Annotated in this window: 12 protein-coding genes; 3 read left to right on the forward strand and 9 right to left on the reverse strand. The window is 45.1% G+C overall.

Annotated features, from left to right (window positions below; genetic code table 11):
* Positions 1 to 17: 17 nt before the first annotated feature.
* From Q4B79_RS06655 to Q4B79_RS06670, 4 genes are all read right to left on the reverse strand, one after another.
* On the reverse strand, positions 18 to 482 hold the full coding sequence (locus Q4B79_RS06655; protein ID WP_303085646.1) for a CBS domain-containing protein: 465 nt from the start codon (positions 480 to 482) through the stop codon (positions 18 to 20).
* A 224-nt stretch (positions 483 to 706) separates the two neighbouring features.
* Positions 707 to 2,698: a lytic transglycosylase domain-containing protein gene (locus tag Q4B79_RS06660; protein WP_303085647.1), complete on the reverse strand. Its 1,992-nt coding sequence runs from the start codon at positions 2,696 to 2,698 to the stop codon at positions 707 to 709.
* A 143-nt stretch (positions 2,699 to 2,841) separates the two neighbouring features.
* Positions 2,842 to 6,384 carry a chromosome segregation protein SMC gene (smc, locus tag Q4B79_RS06665; protein ID WP_303085648.1) on the reverse strand — a complete coding sequence of 1,181 codons (3,543 nt, stop codon included), beginning with the start codon at positions 6,382 to 6,384 and terminating at the stop codon, positions 2,842 to 2,844.
* A gap of 184 nt (positions 6,385 to 6,568) precedes the next feature.
* On the reverse strand, positions 6,569 to 7,375 hold the full coding sequence (locus Q4B79_RS06670; protein WP_303085649.1) for a sulfite exporter TauE/SafE family protein: 807 nt from the start codon (positions 7,373 to 7,375) through the stop codon (positions 6,569 to 6,571).
* 59 nt (positions 7,376 to 7,434) lie between these two features.
* Here Q4B79_RS06670 and Q4B79_RS06675 point away from each other — a divergent pair, with 59 nt between their 5' ends.
* Together Q4B79_RS06675 and Q4B79_RS06680 are read left to right on the forward strand one after the other, a co-directional pair.
* On the forward strand, positions 7,435 to 8,289 hold the full coding sequence (locus tag Q4B79_RS06675) for a biotin--[acetyl-CoA-carboxylase] ligase (protein ID WP_303085650.1): 855 nt from the start codon (positions 7,435 to 7,437) through the stop codon (positions 8,287 to 8,289).
* 110 nt (positions 8,290 to 8,399) lie between these two features.
* Entirely contained in the window at positions 8,400 to 9,122 is a 723-nt protein-coding gene (locus Q4B79_RS06680) for a pantothenate kinase (RefSeq protein ID WP_303085651.1), read from the forward strand.
* A gap of 55 nt (positions 9,123 to 9,177) precedes the next feature.
* On the opposite strand, the gene Q4B79_RS06685 is transcribed toward Q4B79_RS06680, so the two are convergent.
* Entirely contained in the window at positions 9,178 to 9,657 is a 480-nt protein-coding gene (locus Q4B79_RS06685) for a pilin (RefSeq protein WP_303085652.1), read from the reverse strand.
* A 112-nt stretch (positions 9,658 to 9,769) separates the two neighbouring features.
* Here Q4B79_RS06685 and Q4B79_RS06690 point away from each other — a divergent pair, with 112 nt between their 5' ends.
* Positions 9,770 to 10,426: a hypothetical protein gene (locus tag Q4B79_RS06690; protein ID WP_303085653.1), complete on the forward strand. Its 657-nt coding sequence runs from the start codon at positions 9,770 to 9,772 to the stop codon at positions 10,424 to 10,426.
* A 44-nt stretch (positions 10,427 to 10,470) separates the two neighbouring features.
* Here Q4B79_RS06690 and Q4B79_RS06695 read toward each other — a convergent pair whose 3' ends face one another.
* The 4 genes from Q4B79_RS06695 to Q4B79_RS06710 form a co-directional block, all read right to left on the reverse strand.
* Positions 10,471 to 12,030 (reverse strand): sulfatase-like hydrolase/transferase, encoded by a 1,560-nt coding sequence (locus Q4B79_RS06695; RefSeq protein WP_303085654.1) that lies wholly within the window; start codon positions 12,028 to 12,030, stop codon positions 10,471 to 10,473.
* 24 nt (positions 12,031 to 12,054) lie between these two features.
* Positions 12,055 to 13,890 (reverse strand): sigma-54 dependent transcriptional regulator, encoded by a 1,836-nt coding sequence (locus tag Q4B79_RS06700; RefSeq protein WP_303085655.1) that lies wholly within the window; start codon positions 13,888 to 13,890, stop codon positions 12,055 to 12,057.
* A gap of 96 nt (positions 13,891 to 13,986) precedes the next feature.
* The gene (locus Q4B79_RS06705; protein ID WP_303085656.1) at positions 13,987 to 15,702 is read right to left on the reverse strand and encodes a PAS domain-containing sensor histidine kinase; all 1,716 of its coding nucleotides are present in this window, start codon (positions 15,700 to 15,702) and stop codon (positions 13,987 to 13,989) included.
* A complete protein-coding gene (locus Q4B79_RS06710; RefSeq protein WP_303085657.1) occupies positions 15,699 to 16,334 on the reverse strand; it encodes a response regulator in 636 nt (211 codons plus the stop codon). Before Q4B79_RS06710 ends, Q4B79_RS06705 begins: the two co-directional genes overlap by 4 nt.
* Positions 16,335 to 16,376 lie beyond the last annotated feature (42 nt).

Genomic DNA, 16,376 nt, shown 5'->3' on the forward strand with positions numbered 1-16,376 from the left:
ATAATCTCAATCTTGGGTTAAACTTGGGTCAAATGATTAACAAGCACCTTGATGGTAATAATACCCTCAAAGCGACCAGAAACCTTGTCGGTAACAACGACATGGGCATGATGGTCATGCAAAATATGAATCGCTTCCATGATGGAGCTGTCCGCATGACAAATCGGCACATTGGTCGTCAAGTGTTTGTCAATCGTCTGATGACCGATGTCGTCCAATTTTGCACGCAATTCTTCTATGCTGGTACGCATAAAATTCAAATCCACCAGTTTTTTGCCCATGTTGATGGATACCGCTTGCGGAAGCAAAAGATTGAGAAGGGTAAGTGTAGAAAAAATCCCCAAAAATCGCCCATTTTCATCAACCACAGGCAAATAACGCACGTTATGCTCTTGGGCAATGGCAAGTGCTTGATTAAAGGTACAATCAGGCTGCAAAGTGATGGGGGTTTTTACCATGATGTGTTCGCACAGTGTTTTCATGGGTTATCCTTGTTGATTGATATGGCAATCGCCACAAACACAAGATTAACACTGTTTTTAACGTTCAGTAACTCTTTGATTTAACTCAAAAAACCTAACATACGTTAAAAGCAACGTTAATTTATTTAACTAACGCACTCATTATACACCCGCCCACACCCACCTTTCAAGTTTTAATCTCATGAAAAAAACTGCCCCATTTGAGCAGTTTTGTTTGTGGTAAATTACCAAGATGGCGATACTGTTCCCATACGCTGACTGATGGGCGTATAATTTCCCAACAACACACCATAAATGGTGGCATTTTCCATGACATGCTTGACGTATTCTTTGGTTTCGTTATAAGGAATGGCTTCGACATATTGGTCAGCACTGATACTGCCGTGCTTAGGCAGCCATTTTTTGGCGGCATTTGGTCCTGCATTATAGCTGGCGGTTGCCACAGCGATATTACCAGTTTTTTGATATAAATCACTCAAAAACCACGCACCATAACGAATGTTGGTATCAGCATTCATCATATTTCCCACACTCTCGCCCATGCCACGAGCAATTTGTTTGGCAGTATTTGGCATGATTTGCATAAGTCCGCCAGCACCTGCCCCTGAGCGAGCATTGGGCTGAAAGCGACTTTCTTGGCGAATAATGCCATAAGTCCACGCAGGGTCAATACCCACACGCTGGCTGTACGACATTACACTACCTTGATAAGGCGTGGGGTGGCTGATGGCGGCGGCACGCACAGGAGAATTTTGCATCGCATGAATACTGCGACTATACACGCCCATGTCGTGAGCTTTTTTGGCAGCAGCAAGTACCAAATGATGGTCGCCTGCTTGGGTGGTAGTACGTACCGCCCAGTTCCATTCACGCTGGATATGCTCCATGCTTGCCCCACTCTCCATGAGCTTAAAGGCACGAGCAAAATCGGCATTTTGCATGACACGCTGTGCATCACGCCCGCTAATGTTTGGCATACCGATACCGCCAATGTCATTGGCTGTCAGTGCCATACCTAGTCTATCACGAGCAAGCAGTCCATAATAACCCACTTGCTTGGTAAGATTTTGGTAGATTTGTCGTGCTTGCTTATTTTTGCCTGTTTGCTCATAGGCACGAGCCAGCCAATATTGCCACACATTTTCATTTGCCTTTGTTTGACTCATCGCACCGATGGCATTTGCCACGTCCGCCCATTGGCTAAAATAAATGCTCGCTTGGGCGTAATCCTCCGCTTCCTCAAAATTAAACGGCTCACCTAGGCTGTTTCTAAACCAAGTTACCGCCTCGATATTAAATCCATCATCAGTATTCATGTTCATGCGTTTAACGGCGATACTGCGGTAAGCGTAACGGCGAGCCATGTCTGAGATGAGTTTTTGGCGACGAGTGTTATCAAGATTGATGTCATAGCTCAACTGATTGGCTGCCTCCCAATACGAACGATGAGCAATTTGGCTGATGGCGTAGACGTATAGGTATTGATTTACCTCGCTATAAGGCATGTTGTTAAATTGGGTCAAAAACGCATTGGGGTTTGACTTAATGCTTGAAAGCGTGCCATAGTCAATCGATAGACCCAAATGTCTTGCCAGATTAACAATGTCAGCACTTTTATCAAGCGGTGGTCGCTTCGAGGATAGCTGACGACCATCGATGCGCATCATGCGAATGAGCTGTTCGTGGCGGTCGGTGCGTGTAATGTGCTGATGGTTTGCCATCTCATAGGCGAGCTTATCACACAGTGATTGCTCGATACGGGTGTTTGTCCAGACGTTTTCTTTTTGGGTTAAGGCACGAGCATCATGAATGTTATTGTAGCCAAGAGCAATGGCACACGCCTCAGAAGCATCGGCATTTTCGATGTTTTGGGCGACCGCTCGCACGCTGGCATAGTCGCCTTGGCGAGCCTTTTCTTCAGCATAATCCGCCACCAATTTTTCACTGATGACATGGCTTGGGTATTGACGCACGAAGTTATTGATGGTGGCAGGGTCTTGATAGGAAATGTCGCCATTTAGTCGCCAGTAGGTTGGGTACATGGCAAAGAGCGAGCCTTGCATGTTTTGTTCGTACTGATACATGGCATTGGGGTTTGATTTTTGGCGTTCAGCTTCCAAAAATTGATAAACACTACTATCATAACTGTAATCCTGATTGGCACAAGCCATCAAGGATAACCCAAGCACCGACAAAGACAAATATTTTTTTGACATCATAAGTCCTATCAATTAACACAAAATCCTGCTTAGATTAACAAAATAACTTTACTCACAATTTAAGCAGTTGTATAAAAGTTGTAAAATTTGACAGACGTACACTTATCTTAGGTTAAAGGTACAAGTGCAACCCCAAAAAATCAATCCTCCAAATACTTCTGTGCCTCCTCCAAATTCACCGTTACCAAACTAGAAATGCCCGCCGTTGGCATGGTAATGCCTTTTAATTCGTGGGCGGTTTGCATGGCAAGTTTGTTATGGCTGATAAAAATAAACTGCACGCTGTCCGCCAGCTCATGAATCAGACTCGTAAACCGTCCCACATTGGCATCGTCAAGGGGTGCGTCCACTTCGTCCAGTACGCAAAACGGAGCGGGGTGCTGTTTGAAAATCGCAAAGATGAGCGACAAGGCGGTGAGCGTTTTTTCACCACCTGACAGCACACCAAGCCGTGAATTTTTCTTGCCTTTGGGCTGTGCCATGAGCACAAGACCCGCTCGCCATTTGTCGGCTTTGGGTAGCGATTCATCGTCCATGAGCGTCAAACTCGCCTGCCCACCGCCAAACACCTTGCTAAATAAAGTATTTAGCTCGCCATTGACCGCATCAAGCATGTTTAAAAAGAGCGTTTTGGTCTTTTCGTCTATCGCCCGTATCGCATCTTTGAGCTTATCCATGCTATCGGTAATGTCTTTGATTTGGTTGTCCATAGGCGATACCCGACTTTCAAGCTCGGCAAGCTCCGCCACCGCCGTTAGGTTGACCGCTCCGATTTTATCGAGTTCGGCTTTGATGTCGCTTAGGCGTTTACTATGGTCGGTGAAAGTAGGCGGTTTGTGAGCGAAGTCATGGAGCGTGGACGGCAGGTTAAAATTCTCATCATAAGAGAGCATTTGCTCGCCCAAATCCGCGAGGCGACTTTGTGCCACCGCCACGTCTGCACTAATTTGGGTGGCGTGGGCTTGGGCGGTGGCGACTGCTGTATGAGCGTCCGTGAGCTTTTCTTGGAGCTCGCCATGTACGATTTGCAACGCCTTGACCTGCGATTCGTGTTCATCGCTTTGGACTTTTAACTCCGCCGTTTGTGATTTGGCAAGTTTGAACGCTTGTTCTAGCGTAGGGAGCTGGGCGATGAGCGATTCGTCTTTGGCATAAGTGGCTTGAATGTCTTGTTCGGCAGTTGCTAGGGCAAGTTTTGCCATGTCAAAAAGCTTGGTTTCGTGGGCTTGTTTTTGCAATAATGACTGATTTTGCAAAGTCAAAGCATTGACTTTATCATGACATTCTTTGATGACACGGTTTAAATGCTCCACCTGTCCGCCCAGCACCGTCATGATGTCGGTGGCAGTTTGTAGCTCTGGTAACAGTTTGGCAAGCTCGCTCTCGCTTTGGCGGATTTGTTCGTCAAATTTGAGCCTATCGCTGTCATGCTCGGCTTTTTCGTCATCAAGGCGTGCTTGATTTTGGGCTATCATCTCAGCTTTGAGCGTATGATTTTTTAGGGCGGATTCGGCACGCAACAACGCCTGCTCCGCCCCATGCTTTTTGTTGATGAGCGTGGCACGCTGGGCAACCCGTTCATCAAGGGTGATTTTAAGGCAAGATTCATCGGCTGTTAAGTTTTTGAGCGTTTGTGATTTGCTTTCCATGTCACCCTCGAGCGTGTCCAGCTCACTTTCTAGGTCGGCAAGGCGTGCCAAATGCTCGGTTTTTTGGCTTAAAAAATCACTTCTCGCCCCAAATTTACTGGCAGACACCACCCCAAATCGCCCCACAATCCAGCCTGTTTTGGTTAGGATAATTTTGTCATCTGCCACGCTTGGCACGCCCTGCCCTGTGTACAGATAGACGTTATCAAACAAGGCAAGTTTGGGGCGGTCAATAAGTGCATTTACCGCCAACAAGTCGCCTTCACTCACGGCAGTACTTTGGTTAAGGGTACTTGGGTAAAAAATGGCAGTGGGTTTTTGGCTGTCTGTCTCCACAATGTCATGACAAGAAACATCGCCCAATTTACCATCTAGCCAAAACCCCAAAAATCCGTCCAGCACCGCCCCAAAGTCTTTGCCCATTTTGCTTAGACTAATTACGTCTTTTAATTGCTGTAACTGCTCATGGCGGGCGTGGTCGGCTTGGGCGGTGGTGGTTGTTTCGCCTGATTTTTTGGGTGGGTAGACGAGCTTGTGCAGGGCATCGTATTCGCCCGTCAGACTGGCATGGCGTTTTTCTAGCGTGGCAAGCTCGGCTTTGGTCGTGGCGACTTTTTGGCTAAGTTCGTCCAGCGTGCGTTTGTCATCGTCAAGCTGTATTTCATCAATGGCAAGCGTCAAGCCATCAATCTCACGAGCAAGCGTTTGCACTTCGCCTGTGTCAGTTTGGATACTGTCAAGGGCGGTTTTTTCGCTAAGTAGGTCATCTTGGCGTTTTTGCCATTTTTGTAAGCTGGCAACCAGACGCTGTTTGCCCGACAAGGCAAGCTGTTTTTGAGTGTCTAGGGCTTGGCGAGTGGTGGTGAGCTTGTCCACGTCTGCACGGGCGTTTTGCCATGTGTGCTGAACGCTGGCAAGCTCGCTTTGGTGGGTCGTTAGCACCGTTTGTACTTCGCTTAACTCTGGGGCAGTGTCGGTCAGGGTTTGGGCGATTTGGTCAAGCTCTCTTTGGGCGGTTTCCATGCTCGTGCGAGCGTCTTTTTGGGCTTGGAGCAGGCGGTTTAATTTATCATCGGATTGGCTAAGTTCTTGATTGACTTTATAAAAATTATGCTCCGCCGTCTGCTCTGCCATGCGTGCGTTGTGGTATTTGTCCTTAGCGTCATCTTTGAGCCACACCGCTTGGGCGATTTGTTCGCTTTTTTGGTCAAGAGCTTGGCGAGCTTTGGCGACATTTTGTTCAAGCGTGGCAAGTAGTTCGGTGGATTTGTGATGTTCGGCTTCTTTTTGCCCCACCAGTTTCCACGTCTCAAACATCCGCTCCAAAAGCGTACTTTGGGAAATGGCGGTCATCTCTTGGTGTAGCACTTCGTAGCGTTTGGCGGATTCGGCTTGCTTGATGAGTGTTTTTTGTTGTTTTTTAAGCTCACTTTGCAAATCGGTCAGACGTTCCAAATTATCCCGAGCGTCATCTAGCTGTTTTTGCGTCTCAATCCTGCGAGCCTGATAGCGAGATACGCCTGCCCCCTCCTCGATGAACGCCCGCAATTCCATAGGGCTAGATTCCACAATCCGCCCAATCATGCCCTGCTCAATCACCGCATAACTTCTCGCTCCAAGCCCCGTCCCCAAAAACACATCCACCACATCACGGCGACGCACTTTTTGACCGTTGATAAAATAATCCGATTTGCCCTCTTTGGTCACTTGACGGCGAAGGGTCAGCTCTTGATATAGGTTTAGGGCATGGCGAATGCCTGTACTCTCATCTTGGGTATGCTCAAAGGTCAGCTCCACGCTGGCAAGCGATTTGCCTGCTCGTCCCTCCACCCCTGCAAAGATGACATCACTCATCGCTCCGCCACGAAGCTGTTTGGCAGAGGTTTCACCCAGCACCCAGCGAATCGCATCGATGACGTTGGATTTGCCACAGCCGTTAGGTCCTACGATGGCGGTGATGTCGTGCTTGAAAGTGAAAGTTGTGGGGTTGGCAAAGGATTTAAAGCCAGCAAGTTTTAGGGATTTTAGACGCATGAGATGAGCTGATGATAAAAAAGGGGTATTTTAACAAAAATTAGGGAGATTGGTAAGGGAGATTATCAAGTCCATAAAGCCACCTGCACAAAAAACCGCCCAATTTAATGACAGACCAGCCCCAACCTCTTTTATCCAAAATAAAAAGCACACCCCAAAAGTGTGCTTTTTTATCATCACTAATTTAACCCAACAATCCTTTATAAATCAACTGACACCCCACCACCATGAGCAAGCACCCAAAGGCTTGTTTGAGTGTCTTGGCAGGTAAGACGTGAGCCAATTTCGCTCCCACTTTTGCCATGACAAAGCTACAAATACTGATGCTGATAAACGCCCCAATGTGGATAAAACCCAGCGTGCCAGCCACATCAAGCTCAGAAACCGCCCCACGCCCAAACCAAATAAATCCAAGCGTACCAGCGATGGCAATTGGCAAACCACACGCCGATGATGTACCCACCGCCTGTTTCATGGGTAAGCCACTACCTGACAGATACGGTACAATTACCGTTCCCCCACCAATCCCAAAAATCGCCGACAACGAACCGATCAGCGTACTGATGATGCCTTGCATATAGGGCTTAGGAAGTCTGCTGTTGGGATTTTCTTTGTTGGGGAAAAAGAGCATTTTAATCGCCGCCAGCACCGCTCCACCACCGATGATGGCTTGCAGGGATTGACCGTTAATCATGGTCGCCACCCACGCTCCGACAAGCGAACCCACCACCAAGCCAACCACCATGTTTTTGAACACATCCCATCTGACACCGCCACGCTTATGATGAGCCGACATGGAGCTGATGGAAGTCAAAATAATGGTGGCAAGTGCCGTTCCCACCGCCACATGCGTCAGGACATCGACAGGCATACCATACGCCCCCAAAATCCACACAAGGGCTGGCACGATAATGAGACCCCCACCCACACCAAACAGCCCTGCACACACGCCTGCAAACGTCCCTGCAATCACAAACCACAAATACATCATTTTACATACTCCTAAAAATTTGTGCTATTATAGCCCAATTTTTTGTGAATTTTAACCCTATGCCCCATTTTTTAACACCCACCGCCCACACCCATGTTCAGTGTACAGGCAGTACCAATACCGACCTTATCCGCGCCATCACGGGCGGCACGCACCCCCACAACCTGCCCCATCTGTACACCGCCGACCACCAGACGGCAGGACGGGGGCAACACGGACGCTCGTGGGTCAGCGGGGCGGGCAATGTGTTTTTGTCTTTATATGTTCCCATAAGCAAAGGACGATTTGATTTATGCCAATTATCAGGCTTATTGTCGCTGGCGGTGGGTTATCAAATCGCTCATTTGGACATTATTCAGCACATCAACCAAATTCGCACCCAGAATAACTTACCCCTAATTGGTGTTAAATGGGCGAACGATGTCGGTTTTTATGATGATAAATTACATTGTTTTAAAAAATTGGCAGGGATTTTGATTGAACCTGTCTTTAAACAATTAAACGACAAAAATACCCTTGTGGGCGTGGTGATTGGCATTGGTTTAAATGTCGGTCATTCGCCAGAGATTAAGGATGGGCTATATCAAGCGACTTGTTTGCAAGATTTAACGGCTGATTTAACTTTATCCGCCAAAGATTTATACATTCCAATAGCAAACGCCATTTTTAAGGCGGTGGAGATTTGTAATGCTTGCCAAAACCCAAATTATTTAACCCACTTTATTAATCATTTTAACCAAGCCCATCTTTTACAGGGTAAGAATGTGTCTATTTTTATTCAAAATAATATGACTGACATTGCTAATGAAGGTCAATGTATTGGTATTGGTAATAATGGCGAATTGTTATTAGAAAATAACAATGCCATTACGCCCATTTATGCAGGAATGGCAAAAATAGAGAGAAAGTTGTAAGGTGCGTATTACGCACCGTGTTGGAGTTTGGATTGTAATGGCACACAATACACATTTACGCCCAAAACAAATTTTTGCTACTTTTTAACTTATCGTTTAAGGAAATTTTAATGAAAAAATTATGGCTAGACTTAGGCAATACCCGCCTAAAATATTGGATTATGGACAATGACACCATCATTGCCTTTGACGCTCGTGAACACCTAAAAGCCCCCAATGAATTGTTGCTTGGGCTACTTGGCACTTTGGCAAGTTTTGAGCCTGAATTTGTTGGCATTTCTAGCGTGCTTGGCGAAAAAATCAACACCGCCATCACCGAGACTTTGCAAGGCTTTGCCGTGCCGTTTGAATTTGCCAAAGTCAATGCCGACCACCCTCTGTTAAAGAGTCATTACGATCCCAATCAGCTTGGCGTGGACAGATGGCTACAAATGCTCGGGGCGGTGGACAGCACTCAAAAACAATGTGTGGTCGGCTGTGGCACGGCTTTGACCATTGATTTGATTGATAGGGGCGTGCATTTGGGCGGTTATATCCTACCCAATGTCTATATGCAACGCCACGCCTTGTATGCAGGCACTCAGCAGATTGCGGTTAAGGCAGGGCGGTTTGACAGCGTAGAGCTTGGGCGGACGACTTTTGATGCGGTCAATCACGGTGTACTGTTTGGCGTGGTCGGGGCGGTGCGAGCCATCATGGCGGATTATCCTGACTTTACCATCACGCTGACGGGCGGTGGGGCAAATATGCTCAATGCTCAATTTGATGGCACATTATCCGTGCAAAAAGAGCTACTCTTAGATGGGCTAAAACGCTACTTTTGTGTGGTGTAGCACACACCATCAAAAGCACCCTATGTCTCACACAGGGTACTACTCATTAAGAAAACTAGTTTCTACATGGGTTGGGAGTATACTTTTCTTTCCAATTGCTACCATTAGCATCTACTTCACATGACCAGCTGCCATCGGCATCGCGTATCATGGAAATCTGAGCACCTTTTAAAGCAACATAAGACTGCTTGCCAAATTCAGCCGTCAGCTTCTCAAATCTATCGCCATTAATGGTAATACTAGCAATATATACCAGATTAGATGCTGGGTCTTCTGTAATACCAACATATTCATAAGAATCATTAGATTCAGCTTGAGCAGGGTCTAGCGTAGGCAATCGACCATTAAATAGGATTGAATCAATGGTTGTGCGAGCAGCGCTGATCTCATAGTGAACACGGGTTACCTGAGCTTTGGCGACATAATCTTGATACATGGGTAGTGCTATGGCTGCCAATATACCAATGATAGCAATGACAATCATTAATTCAATTAATGTAAAGCCTTTTTGGGCTAAATTTGAATAAGTTTGCATTTTAACTTCATAAAAAGAACGGTATTTGCTATAATTGAAGCAATTTTCGTACCAACTTTGACAATCCATGAAAACTTTTTATAAATTACCACTTAAATCCAAAATAAAAGCTATGAGTGTTCACTTTTCTATATCACTTTTAGTCTTTTTGATGGCGGCAAGCTGGGTGTATTTTTGGGCATACCCATCTTTTTATTTTAGCATGACAGGGGCAGTGCAGGGGCTAACACTGGTTTTTTTGGTGGATGTGGTACTAGGTCCCTTGCTGAGTTTTTTGGTTTATAATCCCGCCAAGCCCAAAAAAGAAATTATCTCAGATTTTGCCATCATCGGCATGGTGCAACTGAGTGCATTAGTCTACGGACTAAACACACTCTATCAAGAAAAACCCTCTGCGGTCATCGTCTACCCCAATAGCTCCGCTACCGTTGTTGGATATAGGGAACTTGCAGATTTTCCACAGCTAGGAGGCTTATCCAAATACAGCACACTAGGGACACTACCAGTAGCAGTGTATTACCCCTCAAAAAAAGGCGATGATTATATTCCTTTAAGCGAAGCAATAGACGTCCTAAACTCCACTGACATCGCCACGCGAAAAAACATACAGATGTCCAGCCCTGACGATGTGAATACATTGAACGATATTGAGACCAAGCACGGTAGAGTCTATGTTATCGGCTTGATGGCAAAGTATAATGGTGCTTACATTGTCCTTGACAAAAACCTGCAATACCTAACCAAATTTGGCGAAAAACCCATTTCATAATAAAAAGCCACTTATACAAGTGGCTTTTAACAGCATCAACAACTCTAATCTTTTACCTTAAAATGTACCCAAGATACATCTTGCCATTGTAAATAAGGATGTATGGGATGTCTGGTAAATATTGGTGGCATGTGGTCGCCTACCACAATCACTTCCACACCTCTCATCTCAGGTTTTTCAAGCAATTTACTCAGCCCATCAAAGTATTGAGCTTCTAGGCGAAAGTTATTACAGATATCGCCTTTGGGTATGCCATATTTATCACAATCAAATCGAGGATTAACCATGTCTTTTTCAGGAAAAGATGCGTGGCTGGTAAGCGTCAGCCAATAAAAGAATAATTTATTCCCATTATTTTCTTTAAATTCTTTGGCCACTACATCAAACATCTCGCTATCGCACACCCCATTAAAGGCAGTGCAGTGTTTGAGGTGATTGTAATTTTCAGCAAAAATAGTCTTATCAAAACCCATCTTAGGATACAAAAAGTTGCGTTCGTAAATAGAACTAAATCCTGCGTGCATACCGATGGTTTGATAACCTTGTTTGCGTAGACGATTTGGCAAGCAATCAGCAAAAGGTTTATCATCTAAACGACTAAACGCATAACCGCTTTCCACATCTAACTGACAAAGCTCTCGTAATTCCCCCTCAACAGTCGCTCCTGCAAACCCAAAATATCCTACATCCAAAAAATCAAAATTATCACGATGAGCATATATCCCTGCCAAAATATCTTTTTGGGCATTACTATCTCGTGCTACACCCCAAGATTCCGCCACAATCAGCAACATTTTGTCAGATAATTGACGTGGTACATCATCGCCAATATCCACACCCTTGTCGCCAAGCACTCGTCTATCGGTATCAGCCGTTACCAACGGACGACTTTCAGGCTCCACAATACCTGACTTAACCGCTCCAAAATGATGTGAAATATACGCCACATCAATAAGTATCATTTGTGGAACTTGATTAAAATACCCCGCAAATCCACTGTCAGCAACATGACGATAGCGTTTGTATTGACTATGGATATAAAAATAATCCGACTGTGCAAAACGCTCTCCAGAGACACCCATGTAGCGAAACTCATTAAAATTGGTGTAACCCCACACCCCAATAACTGCCCACACCACCACATATAAAAACGACCATTTCTTGATAAACCAACGTCTTGACAGCCATATCATTAGCACAGGCATAAGAAAAATATACCCTACCACAACCCCAGTCATGACCATATAACGTAAGGGGGCATTTACCAAAAATGGTGCCAATGAGATAGCGGCAGAAATATCTAAAAACGGAAATAACTGCATTGCCATCATCATTGCATCAATAAGTACCGCCACCACAAATGACAATGTGCCAACCCATTTCGCCAGACGATGCGGAATTGCCCACAAAATACAGATCGCTAAATAATCTACATTAATGATAGGTCTAGCAATGCCTGTCAAATACGCACCCACCAAAAACAACACATTGGACAATAACACAAAAATTAACGCCAAACCCAAACTACGATAATCAGGTCTAATCTGATAATCACGGGTCAGCCAATTTGATGGCTTAGTTTGTTTGGAAAAAATATCTGTCATAAACACTCGCTACAAAATGTCAAACTACTGCAACGCCTCATCATCGTCATCAATCTCTAACTTTTTCATGCGATAACGCAATGAACGAAAGGTCATGCCCAGAAGTTTGGCGGCTTGGGTTTTGTTGCCACCTGATTGTTGTAATGCAGTATAAATCAGCTGACGCTCTTGTTCTAATAGATAGGCTTCTAGACCCTCTTTGGGTAACTCCCCCAAAGCCTCATGAGGGATTTTTGAGGGTTTGTCAGGCTCATGCTTGGCAGATGGCGTAGATATAGGCATGCCATAGTTGGCAGAACCGCTGATGTGCAGACCTTGTGCAGTAGGCTTAATGTCTTTATTGCTGTCTTTATGCTCTGTCTTGATGGCATGAGTGTGATAAGTGGGGCGCTGATCCTGATAAGGCGATGTTTTTGTTGGGCTGACATCAATCCGCTTTGATGGTAACACTTCTTCTGTTGTGGTCGCCTCATGAGGCACATCTTCAATATCCTCCGCCAAGCCATCTAGATGTTCTAGCTCAACGTGTACATCGTCCAGCATAAGATGGTGTGCATCAATCTCATCGCTATCACTTAGTGTAACAGCACGCTCTAAGATGTTGCGAAGCTCCCTGACATTACCCTTAAAATTATGATAAGTTAATGCGTCAATGGCGTCATCAGTCAAAGTCAGTCCATCAAGCCCCCAATCTTTGGCAATTAAATCCAAAAAATGGTTGGCAAGCATGGGAATATCATCTCGGCGGTCGTTTAGCGTCGGGAGCTTGACTTCGATAACATTAATACGATAATACAAATCTTGGCGAAATGCACCTTGTTGAACCAACGCCGCCAAATCCTTATGTGTGGCACAAACGATACGAATATCCACTGGGATTTCTTTAGTGTCGCCAATGGCACGCACGGTTTTTTCTTGGATGGCACGTAACAGCTTAACTTGCATGGCGAGCGGTAAATCCGCCACTTCATCTAAAAATAACGTACCCCCATCTGCCTGCTGAAACAATCCCATTTTATCGGAGGTCGCCCCTGTAAAACTACCCTTTTTATGTCCAAAAAACTCACTTTCCATCAGCTCTGAGGGTATCGCTCCACAGTTTACGGGGACGAAGTTACCATCACGACGACCGCTAAGGTCATGAATCAATCGAGAGACAACTTCTTTACCTGTGCCAGAACCACCCCACAAAAACACAGGGGCTTGCGAGCGAGCGAGTTTTTTGATGGTAGCACGAAGCTGTTTCATGGGTCTAGAATCGCCAATAAGCCTACCATCAAAGATATCTTCGTTACCCGCAAAAGTAGGCTGAGGTGCTGTCCGCTTTGGGGCTGATGCAGGCAAACTGGATGTATAAGAATGGGTCGTTTGAGACGACTTAGGTGCCACCTTAGGCAAAGGAGAAGTGCCAGCAGAAGATGGCGTGCTTATATCTGGTTTTTCTGCGTATTCTTTGGTGTTGTTATCGCCCACCATACTGTCTTTGGATATACTATTGACTTTTAGGGCGGACTGAGCCAACTGACGCAAGCGTGGCAAATCAAGCGGTTTGTTAACAAAATCAAACGCCCCTATCTTCATCGCCTCAATGGCGGTATTGACATCACCATGTGCGGTAATCACCGCCACAGGTGTGGTGGTATTTTTGGCAACCATCTGCACAATATCCATGCCAGAACCATCAGGCAAGGCAAGGTCAGTTAAGCAAAAATCATAATAATTTTGTGCCAAAAAATCCTTGGCAGTAGCGACATCATAGGCGATGTGCGTATCCACACCCATTTTATTTAAGGTGATTTGCATAAGGCGACATAGGTCAGCTTCATCATCAATAATTAGGGCAAGTGGTTTATTTTGCATAGTTTTTCCAAATTTTATACACACCAACACGCTTGCGCGCAACAAATATTACAAATCTAACCTTATTATAAAACATCTGGCAACTTTTTGGCAAAATTAACCGCTAACAGGTGCACCAGAGACGATTAAACGAAAACAGCTCATGTTATTTTCACGAAAATAGCGGATTTTTGCTTGATTAGCTTCACTAAATGACTGCGACAAATAAAGCCCAAGTCCCGTGCCTTTTCGGCTGGTGGTAAAAAATGGATTAAATAAATTAGGTAAATCCTGTTCACTAACCCCATCGCCATAATCTAGCACATCAATAAACGCCCCTGAGACTGTCTTAGTGAGGCGAATCTTGACATCGCTATCATCAAACTGATGAATGGTGTGACGCAAGGCGTTATTTATCAAATTAGTCATGACCTGCTCTAAATGCCCCACATCAAAATAAAACGGCATGGGTACGTCCTCGCCCACCACCATGACTGATTCACGAGGATAATGTTCGTCCACAAACTGTTTAGCCCAAACACATGCATCTAATAACGATTGAACAGGCATTGCTTGGCGGGACAAGCTCAGCACATCAGAGATGATGGTATTGACACGCTTGGTCTGCTGATAAATCATCTGATAATACTCAGCATTGACATCATTGTCATCCGCATCTTCAATAAGCAGTTCACTTGCGGTACTGATGGCCGCCAAAGGATTGCGAATTTCATGAGCGATACTGGCAGAGAGCTGACCTAGACTGGCAAGTTTTAGCTGTTGAGCTTGGCTTTGTTCTCGTCTTAAATCCTCAATCACCAAAATCTGCCCTTGATCAAGCAAAGGCTTTGAACTCACACGCAGTTTATCCACCGCATGCACAAGGTCATTATCTGTATCAGACATCATTTGTGGGGTAGCATCATAGATGAATTCAGCAGGATGTTTGGCACTAACGCTACGATACCAACCGATGAGACTTGGGTGATTTTTAATGAGTGTGCGAGACAGCTCTAAGGCCTGTGCCTGACTGCCATACTCTTCATTGACAGACAAACCAAGCATTTGCTGGGCGGTGTCATTTATCATGACGATGTTTTTGTCGTGGTCTAGCACGATGATGCCATTTACCATGTTTTTGACAACCGCTTGATTGATGGCGTGCAATTTTTCAACTTCTTCGGCATGCAATAAAAGTGATTGCTCAGTTTTTGCAAGACGCTGGGAAATTGACCAACTTAAAAACCCCACTGCCACCAAACTAACCGACAGCAACAAACTGTCATTAATACTCAACAAATCTTTATCGGCAGGACCATCAAAAATCAGATGAAAAAACTGGTGGTGCAATATTGATAACACCACAAGCACCGTGATGATGTTCGACTTGTTAAGTGGCAACAGCATATAGCTTGTGGCAATAACCACCATGTAGAGCAAAATAATCTGAAAATCGCTAATTTGGCTGTATATAATGCCAAGCATTAAAAAAACTACATCTACCACAAAACCCACAAATAACTGTGTTCGTACCTTTTTTCGAAACAAAAAAAAGACAATCAACAAAAACAGCGAAACCGCCACATACAGCCCTAGACTAAGCTGTTCGATGACGCTTGGGGTAGTTACTACGCCCGCCTTATGGCTATTTAGCACAAGATTGGTCATTACCAAAAAGGAGGCAATGACAAAACGATACACGCCATAAATAAGCCCAAGCTGACGCAGTCTGGCACTAGATATGAGTGCCTCGTCTCGGATATTAAAACGCCACAGTCTTCGTATCCATGTCGCTTGGCGTTTTAGGGGCAAAACTCGTGATGAAGTACTCATGCACTAACCAACCCATAACGCATGGCAAGATGGGTCAGCTTCACATCTGAATCCACACCCAGCTTCTCAAAGATGCGATAACGATAAGTATTGACTGTCTTGACACTCACAAATAAACTCTGAGCAATCTCGCTGGCACTTTGGCAGTTTGCCACCATCAAAGCCACCTGCTTTTCACGCTCAGATAAGGCATCAAAAGGGTTTTGCTTTTTATCTAGCACGCTTTGGGCAAGCGCATCAGCGATCTCATGACTAAAATACTTCCCTCCCAACGCCACTTTTTTGATGGCGACTATCATCTCATTAATAGGTGTACCTTTTGTGATGTAGCCATTTACCCCCGCCTTAATGAGCATCGAAGGATAAGGTTCTGCCACCATGCTAGACACCGCAAGTACCTTGATGTTGTCGTCATGTTGTTTAATGCGTCTGGTCGCCTCCACACCGCCGATGTTTGGCATATTGACATCAAGTAGCACCACATCAGGACATAGCTTTCGTGCCAACGCCACCGCACTCTCGCCACAATCCGCCTCGCCAACCACCTCAATTTGCACATCATCACAAAGCATACGACTGATACCCATGCGAACAAGCTCATGGTCATCAACGATAAGCACTTTTATCGTCATTTTTGCCCACCTTATCTAAAATTACCGCAATCATGCACAATC

The sequence above is a fragment of the Moraxella sp. genome (assembly GCF_030525845.1).
GTDB lineage: Bacteria > Pseudomonadota > Gammaproteobacteria > Pseudomonadales > Moraxellaceae > Moraxella.